Here is a 19,837-nt window from a genome sequence, read left to right on the forward strand (position 1 = left end):
CCCGCCGGCCCGAGCCCTCCCGCAAGGAGTCCCCCACATGTCCTCCCCGTCCCCGACCCGGCCGCGGGCCCGCCACGCACGCCCCGCGGGCCGCTCCGGACCCCGCAGCGCGACCGGCCCCGCCGCCCCCACCGGCCCCGCCACCACCGCCCCCTCCGGCCCCGCCACCCCCGCGCCGCCGAAATCGGCCCCGGGCCTCGCGGCCGAACTGCGCGGCGCCCACCTCGGCACCGAGATCACCGCCTCGTTCGTCGTGTTCCTGGTAGCCCTGCCCCTGTGCATCGGTGTCGCCGTCGCGTCCGGGGCGCCGCCCGAACTGGGCATCGTCTCCGGCATCGTGGGCGGCCTGGTGGTGGGCCTGATGCGCGGCAGCGCCCTCCAGGTCAGCGGCCCCGCCGCCGGCCTCGCGGCGCTGGTCGCCGACGCCGTACTGGACCACGGCCTGGCCATGCTCGGCCTCATCGTCCTGGTCAGCGGCCTCCTCCAGATCGGCCTCGCGCTGATCCGGCTGGGCCGGATGTTCCAGGCCATCTCGGTGGCGGTCGTGCAGGGCATGCTCGCGGGCATCGGCCTGCCCCTGATGATCGGCCAGTCGTACGTCCTCGCCGACGCCAAGGCGCCGGGCACCCCCGTGGAGAACCTGCTGGGGCTGCCGCGCCTGGTCGTCACCACCTTCGCCACGCCGGACGCGCTCGTCGCCGCCGCCCTCGGCACGGTGACCGTCGTCCTGAGCTTCCTCTGGAAGAAGGTGCCCGGGCCGGTCAACCGGGTGCCCGCCGCGCTCGTCGCGGTCGTCCTGGGCATGGCCGTCGCCGCCCTGCCCGGCGTCGGCATCAGGACCCTCCAGGTCGGCGACCTGCTCGGTTCCGTCCACCTGCCCGGACCGGCGCAGCTCGCGGGGCTCGCCGACCCGGCGGTCATCGCCACGATCCTCACCTTCACCGTGATCGCCTCGGCGGAGAGCCTGTTCACCGCCGCCGCCGTCGACCGCATGCACTCCGGGCCGCGCACCCGCTACAACATGGAGCTGTTCTCGCAGGGTGTCGGCAACACCGTCTGCGGCGTCCTGGGCGCCCTGCCCATGACGGCCGTCGTCGCCCGCAGTTCCGCCAACGTCCAGGCCGGAGCGCGCACCCGCCTCTCGCGCACGCTGCACGGACTGTGGCTCCTGGCCTTCGCGCTCCTGCTGCCCGGACTGCTCGCGCTGATACCGGTCACCGTCCTCGCGGGCGTCCTGGTGCACAGCGGCTGGAAGCTGTTCGCCCCGGAGCAGTTCCGGCTGCTCTGGCGCCAGGACCGCGGCGAAGCCGTCGTCATGGGCGTCACCACGCTCGCCATCTTCGGTACGGCTCTGCTGGAAGGCGTACTGATCGGCCTGGCGGCGGGAACCCTGCTCGCGGTGCTGCGCATGTCGCGCACCACCGTGCGGCAGACCAGCGACGGGGAGACGGCCGTGCTCACCCTGGCCGGCAGCGCCACCTTCGTACGGCTGCCGCAGCTGACGGAGGCCCTGGAGCGTCTGGCGGCCGCCGGAACGCCCCGGGTCCGCGTGGACCTGACGGCCCTCACCCACCTGGACCACGCCTGCCGGACACGGATCGACGAGTTCGTCGACCAGCAGCGCAGGACCGGGACGGTACGCGTCGAACTGCTGCCGCCGGATCCTTCCACGTCCCCGCCCGCCGCCGCGTCCCCGCTCCCGCGGCCGGACCGGGTCGCCGGCATCCCGGTGCCGCCCCCGGCCGGCGACGGCGACCGCACGGGCGACGGGTTCGCCTGGTTCGCCGACCCGCGCCGCTGAAGCGACTACCGTCGCCGAGCCCGCGGCCGGCGGCCCGGCGCCCGCCACCCGTACCGCCTTCCGCCACCCGCCCGGCCTCCGCCCCTCGGGCAGTCACCCGTCCGGCCGGGACGGGTGGCCCGGCCGGATCCGCGGCGGCAAGCTGGCGTCTCCGCGTACGGAGCGGCAGCAGGTCCTGCTGGTATCGCCGGTGTCGGGAGAGTCACGTGCGGGTCGCCATCATTGGTCAGGGCTATGTCGGTGTGACCGGGGCAGTGGCCCTCGCCCGGCAGGGGCATCAGGTGACGGGAATCGAACGCGAGCCGGCCCGGCTGGCGGCCCTGGAGGCGGGCCGTACGCCGGTGTCGGAGCCGGGGCTCCAGGACGAACTCTCCCTGGCCAGGGAGACCGGCCGGCTCTCCTTCTCGTCCGACCTGGCGCACAGCCACCTCAGGCAGCCCTACGACGTCGTCCTGATCACCGTGGGCACTCCGCCCGGCGAGACGGGGGCGGCGGACCTCTCGCAGGTCACGTCCGCCCTCGCGGAGGTGGCGGCCCTGCTGCCGCCGCCGGCCGTGGTGCTGAAGTCGACGGTGCCGCCCGGCAGCAGCGCCCGGCTCCTCCAGGCCCATCCGCAGCTGCGCGACCGCTACGCGTACAACCCCGAGTTCCTCAACCAGGGCAGCGCGCTCGACGACTGGACCGCCCCGGCCCGGACGGTGGTGGGCCTGTGGTCGCGGGACCCCCTGCCGGTGCTGCACGAGCTGTACGGGGCGCTGACGTGCCCCTGGGTGGTGACGACGCCCGACACCGCGGAAATGATCAAGTACGCCAGCAACACCTTCCTCGCCATGAAGATCAGCTTCGCGAACGAGTGCGCCCGGCTCTGCGCCGCCCCGGACCTCGACATCGACAAGGTGATGCAGGGCGTGGGCCTCGACCCGCGGATCGGGCACGCCTTCCTCCAGCCGGGGCTCGGCTTCGGGGACTCGTGCCTCCCCAAGGACACCGCTGCGCTGGCGCACTGGGCGGCCGGCCGGGGCGTGGACACGCCGCTGCTCGACGCGACCATCGCCGTCAACCGCGCGCAGCCCGGGCTGGTGCGCGACGTCCTGCGCGAGGAGCTGGGCGAGCAGCTGGCCGGCTGCGACATCGCCGTGCTGGGCGTCCGCTACGAGCCGTGGAGCGACGACCTGCGGGCCGCGCCCAGCCGCGTCCTGATCCCCCGGCTGGTCGCCGAGGCGGGGGCCGTCCGCGTCTGGGACCCGGCCGTCGGCGCCGAGCACATGCGGCAGCTCTTCCCCGGCGCCCGGCCCTGTACGGACCTGAAGTCGGCCGTCCAGGGCGCCCGGGCGGCGGTCGTCCTCACGGAGTGGCCCGAGACCATCGAGGCCGACTGGTCCCTGCTGGCGGCCGGCATGGCACCGCCCGCGGTGGTGGTCGACGGCAAGAACTGCCTGCTGCCCGAGCGGCTGACGGGGCTCCCACTGACCTACCGCGGCATCGGCAACCGGCTCCCGGACCGGGTCGGTGCCCCCGCCGGGGCGCCGCGCCCCGCGCCGAGCGCGTAGGCACGGCGACCCGCCGGCCCGCGCGCCGGGTCAGCCGGCGGCCGGTGCGCCCCGGCGCACGGTGATGGCGTTGACCCGGATCGCGTACGGCGCGGTGTCCTCGACCGTAAGGGCGCGGACGGCGTCCGGGCCCAGGCCGACGGTCACGTCGGCGCACAGGGCGACCGAGTGCACGGCGTCCCCGGTCTCGTCGTCCTGGAGGGCGAACAGCAGGTTGTAGTAGTAGCTCGTGCGGTCCGGCTCCTCCCGGTGGAAGGAGAGGTGGGTGCCGGTCTGCCCGTACAGGCCCACGAAGGCGTCGGTGAGCGCCCGTTCGGTCCTGTCCCAGAAGGCGGGGTTGGCGAAGGGCTGCGGAAGGGCCTGGCGTACGGCCTCCCGGAGGGAGAGGACCATCACGCTCACCGGAGCGGTCTCCTGGAGGCCCCAGCCGCGGAGGATCTTCACGGTGGTGCTGTCGGGGATGGCCTTCGCCGCCCGGCTGATCTCGCCGAAGTCGAAGTCCACCGTCGCGGGGGCGATCGCGTGCTGGAACCGGGCCTCGATGCCGCGTGCCTGCTCCATGAAGGACGGCCCCACCTCGAAGACCGGCCGGAAGGTCGTCCTGTCCGTGGCGATCGGGTCAACCATGGCTGCTCCTGGTACGTCGGAAGTGATCGCGCCCGGTCGGTCAGTATGCCGCCCGTCCGCCCGCGCCCCCGCGGGTGTCCGCACCGCAAGACGACCACCCGGGGTGTCAGCCCGTCAGCCGGCGCGGCAGCCACCGCAGCTGGACGGCCTGCTGGAAGGACTCGCCGCCCTCGTGGTCGTTGAAGTCGTAGATCTCGATCGCCTTGTCCTCGTGCGCGTAGGCGTTGAACGCCGCGAACACCGTCGAGGGCGGGCACGTCAGGTCCTCCAGGGCGGTGGAGAACAGCGCGGGCGCCGAGCCGCGCGCCGCGAAGTGCACGCCGTCGAAGTAGGCGAGGGTCCGAGCGACCTGCTCGGCGCGGCCCCGGTGCGTCCTGAGGTACGTGGCGATCTCCCGGTACGGGGCGCGGTCGGTGAGCGTCACCGCCCGGGGGAAGTCGCACAGGAACGGCACGTCGGGCGCGACGGCCACCAGGTCCGGCACCAGCCCGCCGACGGCCAGGGCGATCCCGCCGCCCTGGCTGATGCCGACGGCCGCGGTGCGCGAGGCGTCGGTCAGCGGATGCGAGCGGGCGGCCTCGACGGCGCGCACGGCGTCGGTGAACAGCCGCCGGTAGTAGTACGCGTACAGGTCCTCCACGCCGCGTGTCATGAAGCCCGGGTACGCGGGCCCGCTGCCCACCGGGTCGGGGGTGTCCCCGCCGGCCCAGCCGCTGCCCTGGCCGCGGGTGTCCATCACGGAGTGCGCGAACCCGGCCGACGCCCAGAGCAGGTGCGTGTGCGGGAGGCCGCGCCCGCCCCCGTAGCCCAGGAACTCGACGACGACCGGCAGCGGCTCCCGGGTGCCGGCGGGCAGGACGAGCCACCCCTTGACGGGGTGGCCGCCGAAGCCCGCGAAGGTGACGTCGTACACGTCGACGGTGGTGAGGGCGGTGTCCATCCGTGCGAACCGGGCGCCGAGTTCGTGGGAGCGGGCCTCGTCGAGGGTCTTGGCCCAGAAGGCGTCGAAGTCCTCCGGCTCGCGCGACGTGCTGCGGTAGGTACGGAGCTGGTCGAGGGGCAGGTCGAAGTGCGGCATGGAGGCACCACCGTGCTCGTGGTCGGGGACATGGTGAGCACACGCTAGCCGCCGGTACATGGTCGTTGAAGGTTGTCATGCACCTTGCAAGTGCGGAGTCCGACCTGCTATCCATCCGTCAGGAAAGTTTCCTTCCAGTCTCAACTCCCGTCAACGCATCGGAGCCCCCACATGAGACCGGCACGGATCAGGACACGACCCCCCGCCCCCCTCGGCACCCTCTTCGCCGCGCTCCTCGTCACCCTCGCGGCACTCACGGCGCAGGCCCTCCCCGCCACCGCCGCCACCGCCGCCGCTCCCGGCGCGGATCATGGAGCCGTGAACACCTCGCCCACCCCCGCCGCCGCGACCCCCGTCGCCGTCAACGGCCGGCTCAAGGTCTGCGGCACCCGACTGTGCAACCAGCACGGCACCCCAGTGCAACTGCGCGGCATGTCCACGCACGGCCTCCAGTGGTACCGCCAGTGCGTCACCGGCGGCTCGCTCGACGCCCTGGCCACCGACTGGAGGGCGGACGTCCTGCGCATCTCCATGTACGTCCAGGAGGGCGGCTACGAGACCGACCCGCGCGGCTACACCGACCTGGTGCACTCCGTCATCGAACGGGCCACCGCCCGCGGCATGTACGCCGTCGTCGACTGGCACATGCTCACCCCCGGCGACCCCCACCACAACCTGAGCCGCGCCAAGACCTTCTTCTCCGAGATCGCCCGCCGCCACGGCGACAAGAAGAACCTGCTGTACGAGATCGCCAACGAACCCAGCGGCGTCGCCTGGTCCCGCATCAGGAGCTACGCCGAGGAACTGATCCCCGTCATCCGGGCCGAGGACCCCCGCACCCCGATCCTCGTCGGCACGCGCGCGTGGTCCTCGTTCGGCGTCTCGGAGGGCTCGGACGAGACCGAGGTCGTCAACGCCCCGGTGCGCGCCTCCAACATCATGTACACCTTCCACTTCTACGCCGCCTCGCACCGCGAGGAGTACCTCGCCACCCTCTCCCGGGCGGCGGACCGGCTCCCGGTGTTCGTGACCGAGTTCGGCACCCAGGACTACGCCGGCGAAGGCGCCGACGACTTCGCGATGGCCCAGCGCTACCTCGACCTCATGGCCCGGAAGCGGATCAGCTGGGTCAACTGGAACTTCTCCGACGACCACCGCTCCGGCGCCGTCTTCACCCCCGGCACCTGCGCGAACAACGGCCCCTGGGCCGGCACCGGTTCGCTGAAGCCGGCCGGCGTCTGGATCCGTGACCGCATCAGGTCCTGAGCCGCGCCCCGCACCACCCGGCCGCCCGCCGGCGGGTACCACCCGCACCTCGCCCGGCTGCCTGCCGGCAGGGGGCCTGCACTGGTCATCCGTGGTGCCACCCCGCAGAATGCCGGGCGTGACGACCGAACACGAACGAGGACTGGCCCGGCGCGGGCCGAGGTCCAGGTCTTCCACGACGAGGGCGGCTCCACCGAGACCGCCCACATCCTCGCCCTCCTCGCGGCGGCCGACAGGCGGCGTCATGTGCGGGAGGTGATCAACCCCGCCCTGGAGCGGAACGCGGTCGTGCTCTGCGACCGGTACGTGTACGCCACCTTCGGTGTGTTCGTGCACCGCGGCGTCGACTTCCGGTTCCTGGCGACCATCAACGAAGGAATCCCGCGCCCCGATCACGCCTTCTACCTGAAGCTGCCCACCGACGAACTGCTGCGGCGCCTCCGGGAGCGCGACGGCGACCGCCTGAAGCACGAGGAGAGGTCCGCCGAGCGGGTCGAGTCCATCACCCGTACGTACGAGGAACTCGGCAGTGAACTGGTCCACATCGACGGCACCACCCCCCGGGAGGGCGTGACCGCGGAGATCCTGCGCCACATGAAGGGGTCCCTGGGCGGCTGAACCCGCCGCGTCCCCGGACGTCGCGTGAGCCGCCCCGGCGGGGGAGGCCGCCGTATTCTGCCGCCATGACCGATCACGTGAACGACCAGCTCCAGCCGATGCCCGACGACTGGCGGCGTGCGCTCGCCGTGGTGGCACATCCGGACGACCTCGAGTACGGGTGTGCCGCCGCGGTGGCGTCCTGGACGGACGGCGGTCGCGAGGTCGCCTACCTCCTCGCGACCCGGGGCGAGGCGGGCATCGACACCCTCGACCCCGCCACGTGCGGACCGCTGCGCGAGCGGGAGCAGCGGGCCGGCGCGGCGGTGGTCGGCGTCACGGAGGTGGAGTTCCTCGACCACCGGGACGGTGTCGTCGAGTACGGCCTCGGGCTGCGCCGGGACATCGCCGCCGCCATCCGGCGCCACCGCCCCGAGCTCGTCATCACGCTCAACCACCGGGACACCTGGGGCTCGACGGTCTGGAACACCCCCGACCACGTGGCCGTCGGGCGGGCGACCCTCGACGCGGCCGGTGACGCCGGGAACCGCTGGATCTTCCCCGAACTCGTCGAGCAGGGCCTCGAACCCTGGGACGGCGTGCGCTGGGTGGCGGTCGCGGGATCGTCGTCGCCGACGCACGCCGTCGACGCGACGCCCGGCATGGAGCGCGCCATCAGGTCGCTGCTGGAGCACCGCACCTACATCGAGGTGCTGACCGACCAGGACCCGGAGGAGTACTGCCGTACCTTCCTCACCGCCAACGCCGAGGCCGCCGCCGCACGGTTCGGCGGGCGGCCGGCGGTGACGTTCGAGGTGTTCAGCCGCTGACGAGCCGGTCGACGGCCGCGGTGCCGGAGGAGGTGTACCCCCGGGCCATCGCCATGGGCCCCACCACCGGGACGGCGGCCGGTGACGTGCCGGCGGTCAGCGGGGCCGGGACGAGCGGCTGCGCGGGCAGCGGCACGGGCATGGGCGCCGGTGTCTGCACCTGCGCCTGGGCCTGTGGCGCGAGCTGCGGCGGCGCCATCACCGGTACGGACGCGGGCACGAGCTGCAGTCCGTGCGGTGCGCCCGCGCCCGGCGCCGCCGCCGCGAGGGGCGGGAGCGCCGGCGCGGCCACCGGCGCCGGCTGCGCCGGGCCGCCGTACAGCACCCGCTCCAGGGCCGACACCAGCTGGCGCACCTCGTGCGGAGGGCGCACGACCAGCCGCAGGAACCGGCTGGAGCTGCCCACCTTGTTGCCGCACTCCCGCACCAGCACCGAATGTTCGGTGAACAACCGGTCGCGCAGGACCGCCCCGTCCACGCCCACCGGGAGCCGTACGTACACGAAGTTGCCCTGCGAGGGGTAGACGGTCAGTCCGGGCAGCGCCGAGAGGCAGGCGGTCATCTCCTGCCGGTCCTGCCGGGCGCGGCGCAGGCTCTCCTCGTACTCCGGGCGGTGGTCCCTCAGCATGAACACCACCGCCTCGGCGAAGGAGTTGAGGTTCCACTTGGGCAGCATGGAGCGGACCCGCCCGGCCAGCGCGGGGTTGGCGACCAGGTAGCCGAAGCGCACGCCGTGCAGACCGAAGTTCTTGCCGAGGCTGCGCAGCACCAGCACATGCGGCCGGAGCACGGCCTCCTCGACGATGCTCGTCCCCGCGGCGGCGTCGGAGAACTCGAGGAACGACTCGTCGACCACCACCAGGTCCAGGTCCTGGAGGGCGTCGCACAGCTCCAGCACCTGGTCCTTGGAGAGCAGGCCGCCGTCGGGGTTGTTGGGGTTGCAGATGACCGCCGTGCGGGAGCGCCGGGAGCGGACGAACCGTACGAACGCCTCCGGGTCGAGCCGGAAGCCGTGGGCCTCCGGCAGCAGCATCATGTCGACGCGCTTGCCCGTCTCCATCGGCTGGTCGGTCCACCGGCCGAACGTCGGGACCGGCACGGCGAGCGACTCCCTGACCAGCAGGTGGTCGATCCAGGTGATCAGCTCGGTGGAGCCGTTCCCCATCGCGACGGTCTGCGGATTGAGCCCCAGGGTCTGGCACAGTTCGGCGGTGATGGTCTCCGCGCTGCTCGGGTAGTAGGTGAGGATCTCTCTGAGACGTCCGCCCAGCTGCTCGAACATCGCCGGTGTGGGGAAATAGGGGTTGCAGGGGATGCAGAAGTCGGTGATCCGGCCCGGCGCCCCGCCGCCCCCGCCCCCGCCCGCGCCGCGCGCCCGGTCCAGCATGGCGATCGAGGGACTGTGCGCGGTGGACGCCCGGAACAGCGTGGTGATGTCGCCGGCCATGGATCTGCCCTCCCTGCCCGAGGAAGACCCGCACGGGGGAGTGCGGGCCGCCGATCCATACGGATGGGCGCGGGATGCCGTTCAACCGGCTGCGGCCCCGGACCGCCCGCCAGGCGTCCCGCCCGTGCCATGCGGCCCCCGGTCCCGTACCCCGCACACGTCCCGCCCGTGCGAGCCGGGCCCCGGTCCTGTACCCCGCACGGGTCCCTTCCCACCTCCGCCCAGCCCGCGCGTACGCCCCCGCCCGACCCGCCCGTACGCCGGTCCGCGCCCCGCGCCGGCCACCCGTGTGCGCCGCCCCGGACCGCCGGACCGCCGGACCGCCCACCAACCCCCGGCCCGGCCTCGCCAAGCCCTCCGGTCCGCCTGCCGGCCCGCGCGCCGCGCCGGCCACCCGTAGGCGCCGTCCCCCGGCCCGCGTGCCGGTCCGGTGTTCCGTCGATGTCCGGTCGATGTCCCGAAGGATGTTCCCTCCGGGCAAGCGACCGCTTAGTATGCGACGCGTGTGACCCAGCGCGGTACTGCCCGACACCTTGTGGAGGCCCTCGATGCAGGCATGGCGAGTACACCGGAACGGCGAGCCGGGCGAGGTGATGCGACGCGAGGAGGTGGACCGGCCCACGCCCGGGGACGGGCAGCTCCTGCTGAAGGTCCGGGCGGCGAACGTCAACTTCCCCGACGCGCTGCTGTGCCGGGGGCACTACCAGGTGCGGCCGCCGCTGCCGTTCACCCCCGGCGTGGAGGTCTGCGGAGAGACCGAGGACGGCCGGCGCGTGATCGCCACGCCGTCGCTGCCCCACGGCGGGCTCGCGGAGTACGTCGTCGCCGACCGCGCCGCGGTCCTCCCCGCGCCCGACGCGCTGGACGACGCCGAGGCCGCCGCCCTGCACATCGGCTACCAGACCGGCTGGTTCGGGCTGCACCGCCGGGCCGCCCTCCGGGAGGGCGAGACGCTTCTCGTGCACGCCGCGGCGGGCGGTGTCGGCAGCGCGGCCGTCCAGCTCGGCAAGGCCGCCGGGGCGAAGGTCGTCGGGGTCGTCGGCGGCGCCGAGAAGGCCGCCGTCGCCCGTGATCTGGGCTGCGACGCCGTCATCGACCGGCACGGCGACGACGTCGTCGCGGCCGTCAAGGAGTTCACCGGCGGCCGGGGCGCCGACGTGGTCTACGACCCGGTCGGCGGCGACGCGTACGCCAAGTCCGCCAAGTGCGTGGCCTTCGAGGGCCGGATCGTGGTCGTCGGCTTCGCCAGCGGCGACATCCCCGCACCCGCCCTCAACCACGCCCTGGTCAAGAACTACACGATCATGGGCCTGCACTGGGGCCTGTACAACCAGAAGGACCCCGAGGCGATCCGCCGCTGCCACGACCTCCTCACCGAGTACGCGGCCAAGGGCCTGATCAAGCCCCTGATCGGCGACCGGGTCGCCTTCGAGGACGCGGCGGCCGCCGTGCAGCGGGTCGCCGACGGCACGACGACGGGCCGGCTCGTCGTCCTCCCGCCCGCCACGGAAGGAGCCGCACGATGACCGACGCCACCGAACTGCGCCGCCGCACCCAGGAGTTGCTGGCCGCGCACCCGCCCGCCTCCACCGGCCGCACCGCCTTCCTGGAGGCCCGCTTCGACGCCGGCCTGGCCTGGGTCCACTACCCCGCGGGTCTCGGCGGCCTCGACGCCCCCCGCTCCCTCCAGGCCGTCGTGGACGCCGAGCTGGCCGCCGCCGGCGCCCCCGACAACGACCCGCGCCGCATCGGCATCGGCCTCGGCATGGCGGCCCCGACGATCCTCGCGTACGGCACCGAGGAGCAGAAGCGGCGGTTCCTGCGACCCCTGTGGGTGGGGCAGGAGGTGTGGTGCCAGCTGTTCAGCGAGCCCGGCGCCGGCTCCGACCTCGCCGCGCTCGGCACCCGCGCCGTGCGCGACGGCGACACCTGGGTCGTCAACGGCCAGAAGGTGTGGACGTCCAGCGCCCACGTCGCCCGCTGGGCCATCCTCATCGCCCGCACCGACCCCGACGTGCCCAAACACCGGGGCATCACGTACTTCCTGTGCGACATGACCGACCCGGGCGTCGAGGTCCGGCCGCTGCGACAGATCACCGGCGAGGCGGAGTTCAACGAGGTCTTCCTCACCGACGTCCGCATCCCCGACGCCCACCGCCTCGGCGAGGTCGGCGACGGCTGGAAGGTCGCCCAGACCACGCTGAACAACGAGCGGGTCGCCATCGGCGGCGCCCGCATCCCGCGCGAGGGCGGCATGATCGGGACCGTCTCCCGGACCTGGCGCGAACGCCCCGAGCTGCGCACGCACGACCTCCACCAGCGCCTGCTCGACCTGTGGGTGGACGCCGAGGTCGCCCGGATGACCGGCGAGCGGCTGCGCCAGCAGCTCGTCGCGGGCCAGCCCGGCCCCGAGGGCAGCGGCATGAAGCTCGCGTTCGCCCGCCTCAACCAGGAGATCAGCGGCCTGGAGGTGGAGCTGCTCGGCGAGGAGGGCCTGCTGTACGGGGACTGGACGATGCGCCGTCCCGAGCTGGTCGACTTCACCGGCCGCGACGCCGGCTACCGCTACCTCCGCTCCAAGGGCAACTCCATCGAGGGCGGTACGAGCGAGGTGCTGCTGAACATCGTCGCGGAACGCGTCCTCGGGCTGCCCCCCGAGCCGCGCAACGACAAGGACGTCGCATGGAAGGACCTGGCGCGATGACGGACCTGCTCTACTCCGAGGCCGAGAGCGACCTGCGCGCCGCCGTGCGCTCCCTGCTCGCCGGCCGCGCCGCCCCGGCGGACCTGACCGCACGCGTCGAGGAGGCCGGCGCCCACGACCCGGCCCTCTGGAAGGCGCTCGCCACCGACATCGGGGCCGCCGGCCTCCTCGTCCCCGAGAAGCTGGGCGGCCACGGCGCGTCCCACCGCGAGGCGGCCGTCGTGCTGGAGGAGCTCGGCCGCGCGGTCACCCCGGTCCCGTACCTCACCAGCTCCGTCGTCGCGACCGAGACGCTGCTGGCGGCCGGGGCCGGCGACCTGGCCGGAGAGCTGGCAGCCGGCCGCACCGTCGCGGTGCTCGCCGTCCCGCTGTCGGCCGGGCCCGGTCACGAGCCCGCGGACACCGGGACGGTCACCGGCGTCGCCGACGCCGCCCGCGCCGACGTCCTGCTCGTGGTGCGGCCCGACGGGCTGTACGCGGTCGACGCCGCCGACGCCACCATCGCCCCGCTGACCGCGCTGGACCTGACCCGCCCGCTCGCCACCGTGACCGACAGCGGTGGCGGCACCCGTGTCGCGGACGCCGCCACCGCCCGCACGGCGGTCCGGCGGGGCCTGCTCGCCGGTGCCGGACTGCTCGCCTCCGAGCAGCTCGGGGTGGCCGAGTGGTGCCTGGAGGAGACGGTCCGGCACACCCGCGAGCGCCACCAGTTCAACCGGCCGGTCGGCTCCTTCCAGTCGCTCAAGCACCGGATGGCGCGGCTCTGGCTGGAGGTGGTGAACGCCCGGGCCGCCGCGCGGAGCGCCGCCGACGCGCTCGCCACCGGCAGCCCCGAGGCGCCGCTGGCCGTGGCCGTCGCCCAGGTGTACTGCTCGCGCGTCGCGGTGCACGCGGCGGAGGAGTGCGTCCAGCTGCACGGCGGCATCGGGATGACCTGGGAACACCCGGCGCATCTGTATCTGAAGCGGGCGAAGGCCGACCAGATCGCCCTGGGTTCGGCGGGGCACCACAAGGACACCCTCGCCGGACTGGTCGACCTCCCGGCCCCGGCGTGACCGGGCCGGGGCCCCGCCCGGGGGCGACCGGGTAAGGACCGCAGGAGGCGCACACCCCTCTACATGCTGTTTAATTGCGAATCGCTCGCAACAGCAGTCGATCTTCATCAGTGTACGAGGGGTGTGGAACCATGTCCGCCCGATCCATACGCGGCACGGTCGCCGCCACGCTGGCCGGAACCCTGGCCCTCACGGCGGCGGCCTGCTCGAACCCCGGCGCCCCCGCGCCCGGTTCCGCGGCCCGGGACGGCGCGGTCGTCGGCATCGCGTACGAGCCCGAGTCGCTGAGCCCGCTGCTCGGCTACGGCAAGGACGGCAACTCCAAGATCTTCGACGGGCTGCTCGCGTTCGGCGCCGACATGAAGCTGAAGCCCGCCCTCGCGGTCGCGCTGCCCGAGGTGAGCGCGGACGGCCTCACGTACACGTACAAGCTCCGCAAGGGCGTGACGTTCAGCGACGGCAAGCCCTTCACGGCCAAGGACGTCGTCTTCACCTACCGCACCATCCTCGACAAGAGGACGAACAACGCCTCCAGGACCGAACTGGACGCCCTCGAGGACGTCAGGGCGGCCGGCGACGACACGGTCGTCTTCACCCTCAAGTACCCCTACGCGCCCTTCGCCGAGCGCACCGTCCTCGGCATCGCCCCCGAACACGTCGCGGGGAAGCAGGACGTCAACACCGGGCCCTTCACCACCAGGCCCATCGGCACCGGCCCGTACGTCCTCACCGGCTGGTCCAAGGGCGAGAAGCTCAGCTTCCGGGCCAACCCCCACTACTGGGGCGGCGCGCCGAAGGTCAAGAAGCTCACCATGGCCATCATCAAGGACGACGACGTCCGCGCCACCCGCCTGCGCTCCGGCGACCTCGACGGCGCCATCCTGCCGCCGAACCTCGCCAAGGGCTTCAAGGACGACCGGGCGAAGAAGACCTTCGAGGCCACCACCTACGACTACCGCCTGGTAACCCTCCCCACCCACAACCGGGTCACCGGCGACACCGCCGTCCGCCGCGCCCTCGACGTCGCCGTCGACCGCAGGGCCATGGTCGACCAGATCCTCGAAGGCGCCGGAAAGCCCGCGTACGGCCCCGTCCCCACCGACAGCGAGTGGTTCACCGAGGGCACCGAGCGCCCCCACGACCCCGCCGCGGCCGGGAAGATCCTCGACGACGCCGGCTGGAAGCCCGGCCCCGACGGCATCCGCGCCAAGGACGGCGTCCGCGCCACCTTCCCCCTCTGGTACCTCTCCGGCGACAAGCTCCGCCAGGAACACGCCCTCGCCTACGCCTCCGACGCCAAGAAGGCCGGCATCGACGTCAGGACCCAGGCCGGCACCTGGGAGGTCATCGAACCGCGCATGAAGACCGACGCCGTCCTCGCCGGCGGCGGCTCGCCCGGCGACCCCGACTTCGACCAGTACCTGCTGCTCAAGTCCTCCCTCGGCGGCGACGGCTTCAACAACATGGCGTGGTACGACAACCCGGCCGTCGACAAGGCCCTCGACCAGGGCCGCCGGACCGACGACAAGGCCGCCCGCAAGGCCGCCTACGACACGATCCAGCGCGAACTGGTCAAGAACCCCGGCTACACCTTCCTCACCCACATCGACCACCTGTACGTCCTGAACGACTCCTGGGACGGGCCGGTCACCCAGGTCGAACCGCACGACCACGGCCTCGCCTCCGGCCCCTGGTGGAACGTCGAGGACTGGATCCCCAAGGGCGCCGAGGACACGAAGAAGTGACCGTCGTGAAAACAGGCCGTCGCCTCCCGTGGGCGGCGATGGCCCGGATGGCGGGACGGCGGGCGCTGTTCGCCGTACCCGTGCTCCTCGTGGTGACCTTCGCCGTCTTCGCGGTCGCCGCCGCCTCGCCGTTCGACCCCGTCAAGGCCTACGCCGGCACCGCCGGCCTCACCGCCTCGCAGGAGAACCTCGACCAGCTGCGCGCCAACCTCGGCGTCGACCAGCCCCTCGTGTCCCGCTGGTGGAACTGGCTGACCTCCGCCCTCACCGGCGACCTCGGCGACTCCGGCGTCATGCGCCAGCCCGTCGCCGACGTCATCGGCGAACGCATCGGCTGGTCCGCACTGCTCGCCGCCACCGCCTTCGCCGTGGCCATCCTGCTCGGCACCGCCCTGGGCGTCCTGGCCGCCCGCCGCCGGGGCGGCTGGCTCGACCGCTGCGTCAGCTCCGCCGCGTACACCCTGGAAGCCGCCCCCGCCTTCTGGCTCGGGCTCCTCGCCATCTGGTTCTTCGCCCTGGAACTGGACGTGCTCCCGGCCGGCGGGCTCACCGACACCGCCAGTGAGACCGTCACCTTCGGCCAGGTCGCCTCGCACCTGGTCCTCCCGGCGCTCGTCCTGGGCGTCTCCCAACTGCCCTGGTTCTTCCTGTACGTCCGCCAGGGAGTCGCCGACGCGCTCGACGAGGACCCCGTGCGCGGCGCACGCGCACGCGGCCTCGACGACCGCACCGTGCTCCTCGGCCACGCCCTGCGCTCCGGCATGCTGCCCATGCTCACGCTCATCGGCTCACGCGTGCCCGAACTGATCACCGGCGCCCTGCTCGTCGAGTCCGTCTTCAGCTGGCCCGGCATCGCCGCCGCCACCGTGCAGGCCGCCACCTCGGTCGACTTCCCCCTGCTCGCCGCCCTCACCGTGCTCGCCACGGCGGCGGTGCTGCTCGGCAACCTCCTCTCCGACCTGCTGTACGGACTCGCCGACCCGAGGGTGGGCTTCGATGGCTGACCGAGGGCGCTTCTTTTGGATCAGGCCGGATCGGGGAGCGGGGTCCGGTGCGGGCGGATGCAAGGCGGAGGAAAGAGCCACTGCGGAGCATTGGCGACCGACGACAACGCCGCAGACGCGCGTGCCAGGGCACGCGAGCCCGGCAAGATCCGAAAGAAGCGCCCCAGCCCCCGCATGGCGCTCCCACGGACGCACCCGCCGCTCCACCCGCACCGTCCGGGTCGCGGTCTCCGCCGCCGTCACCGGCGCCGTCGTCCTCGCCGTGCTGCTCGTACCGCCGCTCGTCCAGCTCGACCAGCAGGCCGTCGACCTGTCGCTGAAGCTGCGGCCCCCCTCCTGGGACCACCCCTTCGGCACCGACGACCTCGGCCGCGACCTGCTGCTGCGGTGCGTCTACGGCCTGCGCGTCTCGCTCCTGGTCGGCCTCGTCGCCGCACTCGTCGCCACCGTCATCGGCACGGCCGTCGGCGCGGCGGCCGCCGCCTTCGGCGGCTGGACCGACCGGCTCGTCATGCGGCTCGTCGACACCTTCTCGTCCGTGCCCCACCTGCTGCTCGGCATCTTCGTCGTGGCGATGTTCCGCCCCGGCGTCTGGCCCGTCATCGTGTCCGTCGCGCTCACGCACTGGCTGTCCACCGCCCGGATCGTCCGCTCCGAGGTGCTGTCGCTGCGCTCCCGCCCCTACGTCGACGCGGCGATCTCCGGCGGGGCGTCCCGGTGGCGGGTGACGGTCCGCCACCTGCTCCCGGCGGTGCTCCCGCAGGCCGGCCTCGCGGCGGTGCTGATGGTGCCGCACGCCATGTGGCACGAGTCCGCCCTGTCCTTCCTGGGCCTGGGGCTCCCCGCCCACCAGGCGAGCCTCGGCAACCTCGTGCAGACGGCGCGCGGCTCGCTGCTCGCCGGCGACTGGTGGCCCACGCTCTTCCCCGGCCTGTTCCTGATCATCCCGACGCTCGCCGTCGCGGGCCTCGCCGGCGCCTGGCGGGAACGGATCAACCCGCGCCGCCGATCGGAGCTGATGCTGTGACGCCCGTGCTGTCCGTCCGGGACCTGTCCGTACGCTTCCGCATGCGCGGCGGCCGCCACATCGCCGCCGTCGGCGGCGCGAGCTTCGACCTCGCGGCGGGGGAGTGCCTCGCGCTCGTCGGCGAGAGCGGCTGCGGCAAGTCCGTCCTCGCCTCCGCGCTGCTCGGCCTCCTGCCCGGCAACGCCCAGACCTCCGGTACGGCGGTGATCGACGGCATCGACCTCCTCGCCGCCGACGAGCGCACCCTCGCCCGGACGGTACGGGGCCGGCGCATCGGACTCGTCCCGCAGTCCCCGGCCGCCCACCTCACCCCCGTACGCACCGTCCGCGCCCAGCTCCAGGAGACACTGCGCGAACTGTCCGGCACACCCCGCGCCGAGCTGCGCGCGGCGGCCGTCGCCGCGGCGGAACGCGCCGCCTTCCCGCCCGGCCTGCTCGACCACTACCCCCACGAGCTGTCCGGCGGCCAGGCCCAGCGCGCCGCCACCGCCCTCGCCCTCGTCGGCGACGCCCCGCTGCTGCTCGCCGACGAACCGACCACCGGCCTCGACCGCGACCTCGTCGACCGCACGGCCGACGAACTGCGCCGCCACGCCGACGGCGGCCGCGCCCTGCTGCTGATCACCCACGACCTGGCCGCCGCCGAGCGGATCGCCGACCGGGTCGCCGTGATGTACGCCGGGCGGATCGTCGAGCTGACCGGCGCCACCCGCTTCTTCGGCGCCCCCGGACCCCGCCACCCCTACGCCCGGGGACTCCTCGCCGCCCTCCCCGAACGGGACTTCACCCCCATCGAAGGCATGCCGCCCGAGCTGGGTGCCCTCCCCGACGGGTGCGCCTTCGCCCCGCGCTGCGACCGCGCGGACGACGCCTGCCGGGCGGTGCCGCCCCTCCGGGACGGCGTCGCCTGCCACCACGCCGAGGAGGCGGCCCGTGCTTGAACTCGACACCGTCACCGCAGGCTACGACCCCCGCACCCCCGTCTTCCGCGGCGCCTCCCTGACCATCGCCCCCGGCGAGGCCGTCGGGCTCCTCGGCCCCAGCGGCTGCGGAAAGTCGACCCTCGCCAGGGTCGCCGCCCTGCTGCACCGCCCCGACGCCGGCCGGGTCGCCGTGGACGGCCGGGAGGTACGCGGCTGGCGCCACCGCGCCCCGCGCGACCTGCGCACCGCCATCGGCGTCGTGTTCCAGCAGCCCCGCATGTCCGCCGACCCGCGGCTGCGGCTGCGCGACCTGATCGCCGAACCGCTGCGGGCGACCGGCCGGCGCGCCGAGGCCGACGAACGGGTGGCTGAACTGGCGCGGACGGCCGGCCTCACCGGCGACCTCCTCGGCCGGCGCCCGCACGAGGTCAGCGACGGCCAGCTGCAGCGCGCCTGCCTGGCCCGCGCCCTGGTGCTGCGCCCCCGCTGGCTGGTCTGCGACGAGATGACCGCGATGCTCGACGCGTCGACCACCGCCGCCCTGGTCGCCGTGGTCGAGGCGTACCGGCGCGAGCACGGCGCGGGCCTCCTCGCCGTGGGCCACGACCGCGTGCTGCTGGAACGCTGGTGCGACCGGACGGAGGAGTGGGCCGACTGCGTCCGCACGGCCTGACGGGCCGCCGGTGCCACCACGCCACGCCCCGGTCTTCCCGCATGCGCCCCGCCATCACGGGCAGGAGGACCCCGGCGGACCGGGGCGGCGGCCGGTCGAGCCGGTCGAGTGCCCCCGCGGGGCGTCACCCCACGGGTGACGCGGGGTGTGGTCCGCACCGCCGGGGGCAGGCGCGACCGTATGACCGAGACGTTCAAGCCCGGCGCGTGGGCGACCGACGACCCGCGCGACGAGCCGGCGCGGCTGCGCGACCAGATCCGCCACCTGCGGGCCCAGGCCCGCAACCGGCCCCTGATCGCGGAGGCGCAGGGCATCCTCAGGGAGCGGTACCGGCTGCCCGACGCCGAGGCGGCGTTCGCGCTGCTCCAGCTCGCCTCACAACGTCACAACGTACGGCTGCGCACCCTCGCCCAGGCCGTCGTCCGGCTGGAACGGCCCGAGGACGGGGACGGCCCGTGGTTCCCCGGCCGCATGCGGCACCCCGCCCCCGCGCTGGAATCGCTGGCCATCGACGACGCCTCCCACGCCCACCGCGGCGCCGTGCTGAAGGCGGCCCTGTCCCAGACCCTGGCGATCACCACCACCCACATGGGCAACGTGCAGATCGGGGACGACACCGCGGGCGGGCTGTGGATGGAGAAGCACGCCGGGCTCAGCGACGACTTCGTGGACTTCTTCGGCTTCGTCGGCCAGGAGGGGACCTCCTGCGCGCAGGCGGCCCAGCAGGTGACGCAGGTGACCGTGCGGGACGTCGCGACGGACCCGGTGTTCACCGAGGACGCGCGCCGGACGATCCTGGAGGCGGGCAGCCGCGCCGCCCACAGCGTGCCCCTGGTCGCCGGCGGGCGCTGCGTGGGCATGGTCTCCGCCCACTTCGAGCGACCCATCCGCGACCTCCACGGCGCCCAGCTCCGGGCCCTGGAGCACACCGGCCGCGAAGTCGGCCGCTGGCTCGCCTGGTACGACCGCACGGTCGTCCTCGACGCGCTGGAGGACCTCCACGCCGCGGCCCGCCGCCCCGAGGCGAGGCCCGCCCGCCGGCGCTGACGCCGCGTCGACCGGCGCACCACCGCCCCGCCGGCGACCCGGCCCACGCCGCCCGCTTCCTCCGCGGCCACGACGAGTAACGGGTCACCGCCGGGTTGTACCCGTTCGGCCGACGTGCCGTACGTCCGGACGGCGCCGCCGCTCCGCCAGACTGGCCGCCGAATGCCGCACACCGGGTGCGGCGACTGGCCGAGGAGGGTGACACATGGCCGTATCCATCTCCGTGGTGCTGCTTCTGCTGATCCTGGCGGTGATCTTTCTGCGCAACGGCGGCCTGAAGATCTCCCACGCCCTGGTGTGCGGTCTGCTCGGGTTCTTCCTCGCGAGCACCAGCCTGGCGCCGACCATCTACAACGGCGTCTCCGCCACGGCCGACGTGGTCAGCGGACTGAAGCCCTAGGTCGTGTCCGCAAAGTCTCGGCTGGCCCGCGGCGCCCTGCACGCGCTCCCCCAGAGGGGGGAC

General features: G+C 73.9%; 18 protein-coding genes. 15 read left to right on the forward strand and 3 right to left on the reverse strand.

Annotated elements, in window-relative coordinates:
- Positions 1-37: 37 nt before the first annotated feature.
- Both A4V12_RS05020 and A4V12_RS05025 read left to right on the forward strand, forming a co-directional pair.
- Positions 38-1,801: a SulP family inorganic anion transporter gene (locus tag A4V12_RS05020; protein WP_079136818.1), complete on the forward strand. Its 1,764-nt coding sequence runs from the start codon at positions 38-40 to the stop codon at positions 1,799-1,801.
- Positions 1,802-2,007: 206 nt separating this feature from the next.
- Positions 2,008-3,351: a UDP-glucose dehydrogenase family protein gene (locus tag A4V12_RS05025; RefSeq protein ID WP_064067974.1), complete on the forward strand. Its 1,344-nt coding sequence runs from the start codon at positions 2,008-2,010 to the stop codon at positions 3,349-3,351.
- Between the two features lie 30 nt (positions 3,352-3,381).
- Here the strand turns inward: A4V12_RS05025 and A4V12_RS05030 are convergent, their stop codons facing one another.
- Together A4V12_RS05030 and A4V12_RS05035 are read right to left on the reverse strand one after the other, a co-directional pair.
- Entirely contained in the window at positions 3,382-3,978 is a 597-nt protein-coding gene (locus A4V12_RS05030) for a Type-2Aa cytolytic delta-endotoxin (protein WP_064067975.1), read from the reverse strand.
- A 106-nt stretch (positions 3,979-4,084) separates the two neighbouring features.
- On the reverse strand, positions 4,085-5,056 hold the full coding sequence (locus tag A4V12_RS05035; protein WP_064067976.1) for an acetylxylan esterase: 972 nt from the start codon (positions 5,054-5,056) through the stop codon (positions 4,085-4,087).
- 171 nt (positions 5,057-5,227) lie between these two features.
- Between A4V12_RS05035 and A4V12_RS05040 the strand changes: the two genes are divergently transcribed.
- The 3 genes from A4V12_RS05040 to A4V12_RS05050 all read left to right on the forward strand — a co-directional run bounded on the left by A4V12_RS05040 (position 5,228) and on the right by A4V12_RS05050 (position 7,749).
- The gene (locus A4V12_RS05040) at positions 5,228-6,322 is read left to right on the forward strand and encodes a glycoside hydrolase family 5 protein (RefSeq protein ID WP_064067977.1); all 1,095 of its coding nucleotides are present in this window, start codon (positions 5,228-5,230) and stop codon (positions 6,320-6,322) included.
- A gap of 255 nt (positions 6,323-6,577) precedes the next feature.
- Positions 6,578-6,940: a dTMP kinase gene (locus A4V12_RS38335; protein ID WP_064067978.1), complete on the forward strand. Its 363-nt coding sequence runs from the start codon at positions 6,578-6,580 to the stop codon at positions 6,938-6,940.
- 65 nt (positions 6,941-7,005) lie between these two features.
- Positions 7,006-7,749 carry a PIG-L deacetylase family protein gene (locus tag A4V12_RS05050; protein ID WP_064067979.1) on the forward strand — a complete coding sequence of 248 codons (744 nt, stop codon included), beginning with the start codon at positions 7,006-7,008 and terminating at the stop codon, positions 7,747-7,749.
- Here the strand turns inward: A4V12_RS05050 and A4V12_RS05055 are convergent.
- A complete protein-coding gene (locus A4V12_RS05055) occupies positions 7,739-9,196 on the reverse strand; it encodes an aminotransferase class I/II-fold pyridoxal phosphate-dependent enzyme (RefSeq protein WP_064067980.1) in 1,458 nt (485 codons plus the stop codon). The two genes, A4V12_RS05050 and A4V12_RS05055, sit on opposite strands and share 11 nt — an antisense overlap.
- 548 nt (positions 9,197-9,744) lie before the next feature.
- Here A4V12_RS05055 and A4V12_RS05060 point away from each other — a divergent pair.
- The 10 genes from A4V12_RS05060 to A4V12_RS05105 all read left to right on the forward strand — a co-directional run bounded on the left by A4V12_RS05060 (position 9,745) and on the right by A4V12_RS05105 (position 19,774).
- Positions 9,745-10,722: an NADPH:quinone oxidoreductase family protein gene (locus tag A4V12_RS05060; RefSeq protein WP_064067981.1), complete on the forward strand. Its 978-nt coding sequence runs from the start codon at positions 9,745-9,747 to the stop codon at positions 10,720-10,722.
- A complete protein-coding gene (locus A4V12_RS05065; RefSeq protein ID WP_064067982.1) occupies positions 10,719-11,900 on the forward strand; it encodes an acyl-CoA dehydrogenase family protein in 1,182 nt (393 codons plus the stop codon). Before A4V12_RS05060 ends, A4V12_RS05065 begins: the two co-directional genes overlap by 4 nt.
- Entirely contained in the window at positions 11,879-12,955 is a 1,077-nt protein-coding gene (locus A4V12_RS05070) for an acyl-CoA dehydrogenase family protein (protein ID WP_234372080.1), read from the forward strand. Before A4V12_RS05065 ends, A4V12_RS05070 begins: the two co-directional genes overlap by 22 nt.
- Before the next feature lie 131 nt (positions 12,956-13,086).
- On the forward strand, positions 13,087-14,700 hold the full coding sequence (locus A4V12_RS05075) for an ABC transporter substrate-binding protein (protein WP_064067984.1): 1,614 nt from the start codon (positions 13,087-13,089) through the stop codon (positions 14,698-14,700).
- Positions 14,701-14,738: 38 nt separating this feature from the next.
- Positions 14,739-15,704 (forward strand): ABC transporter permease, encoded by a 966-nt coding sequence (locus A4V12_RS05080; protein ID WP_064067985.1) that lies wholly within the window; start codon positions 14,739-14,741, stop codon positions 15,702-15,704.
- 121 nt (positions 15,705-15,825) lie between these two features.
- Positions 15,826-16,731 carry an ABC transporter permease gene (locus A4V12_RS05085; protein ID WP_064067986.1) on the forward strand — a complete coding sequence of 302 codons (906 nt, stop codon included), beginning with the start codon at positions 15,826-15,828 and terminating at the stop codon, positions 16,729-16,731.
- 41 nt (positions 16,732-16,772) lie between these two features.
- Positions 16,773-17,672, forward strand: a complete 900-nt coding sequence (locus A4V12_RS05090; RefSeq protein ID WP_064068009.1) for an ABC transporter ATP-binding protein — start codon at positions 16,773-16,775, stop codon at positions 17,670-17,672.
- Positions 17,665-18,327, forward strand: coding sequence for an ABC transporter ATP-binding protein (locus A4V12_RS05095; protein ID WP_064067987.1), 663 nt, complete (start codon positions 17,665-17,667; stop codon positions 18,325-18,327). The genes A4V12_RS05090 and A4V12_RS05095 overlap by 8 nt, the downstream gene beginning before the upstream one ends.
- A gap of 180 nt (positions 18,328-18,507) precedes the next feature.
- On the forward strand, positions 18,508-19,374 hold the full coding sequence (locus A4V12_RS05100) for a GAF and ANTAR domain-containing protein (RefSeq protein WP_064067988.1): 867 nt from the start codon (positions 18,508-18,510) through the stop codon (positions 19,372-19,374).
- A 205-nt stretch (positions 19,375-19,579) separates the two neighbouring features.
- On the forward strand, positions 19,580-19,774 hold the full coding sequence (locus A4V12_RS05105; RefSeq protein WP_064067989.1) for a hypothetical protein: 195 nt from the start codon (positions 19,580-19,582) through the stop codon (positions 19,772-19,774).
- The last annotated feature ends 63 nt before the right edge of the window (positions 19,775-19,837 follow it).

Source organism: Streptomyces noursei, assembly GCF_001646665.1.
Classification (GTDB): Bacteria; Actinomycetota; Actinomycetes; order Streptomycetales; family Streptomycetaceae; genus Streptomyces; species Streptomyces lavendulocolor.

Bases quoted from the DNA above. Each gene is read 5' to 3' on its own strand.
- A4V12_RS05035 (WP_064067976.1), bottom strand. From the start codon at position 5,056: ATGCCGCACTTCGACCTGCCCCTCGACCAGCTCCGTACCTACCGCAGC.
- A4V12_RS05080 (WP_064067985.1), top strand. From the start codon at position 14,739: ATGGCCCGGATGGCGGGACGGCGGGCGCTGTTCGCCGTACCCGTGCTC.
- A4V12_RS05075 (WP_064067984.1), top strand. From the start codon at position 13,087: ATGTCCGCCCGATCCATACGCGGCACGGTCGCCGCCACGCTGGCCGGA.
- A4V12_RS05105 (WP_064067989.1), top strand. From the start codon at position 19,580: ATGGCCGTATCCATCTCCGTGGTGCTGCTTCTGCTGATCCTGGCGGTG.
- A4V12_RS05020 (WP_079136818.1), top strand. From the start codon at position 38: ATGTCCTCCCCGTCCCCGACCCGGCCGCGGGCCCGCCACGCACGCCCC.
- A4V12_RS05090 (WP_064068009.1), top strand. From the start codon at position 16,773: ATGCGCGGCGGCCGCCACATCGCCGCCGTCGGCGGCGCGAGCTTCGAC.
- A4V12_RS05050 (WP_064067979.1), top strand. From the start codon at position 7,006: ATGACCGATCACGTGAACGACCAGCTCCAGCCGATGCCCGACGACTGG.
- A4V12_RS05030 (WP_064067975.1), bottom strand. From the start codon at position 3,978: ATGGTTGACCCGATCGCCACGGACAGGACGACCTTCCGGCCGGTCTTC.
- A4V12_RS05100 (WP_064067988.1), top strand. From the start codon at position 18,508: ATGACCGAGACGTTCAAGCCCGGCGCGTGGGCGACCGACGACCCGCGC.
- A4V12_RS05055 (WP_064067980.1), bottom strand. From the start codon at position 9,196: ATGGCCGGCGACATCACCACGCTGTTCCGGGCGTCCACCGCGCACAGT.
- A4V12_RS05060 (WP_064067981.1), top strand. From the start codon at position 9,745: ATGCAGGCATGGCGAGTACACCGGAACGGCGAGCCGGGCGAGGTGATG.
- A4V12_RS05065 (WP_064067982.1), top strand. From the start codon at position 10,719: ATGACCGACGCCACCGAACTGCGCCGCCGCACCCAGGAGTTGCTGGCC.
- A4V12_RS05040 (WP_064067977.1), top strand. From the start codon at position 5,228: ATGAGACCGGCACGGATCAGGACACGACCCCCCGCCCCCCTCGGCACC.
- A4V12_RS05070 (WP_234372080.1), top strand. From the start codon at position 11,879: ATGGAAGGACCTGGCGCGATGACGGACCTGCTCTACTCCGAGGCCGAG.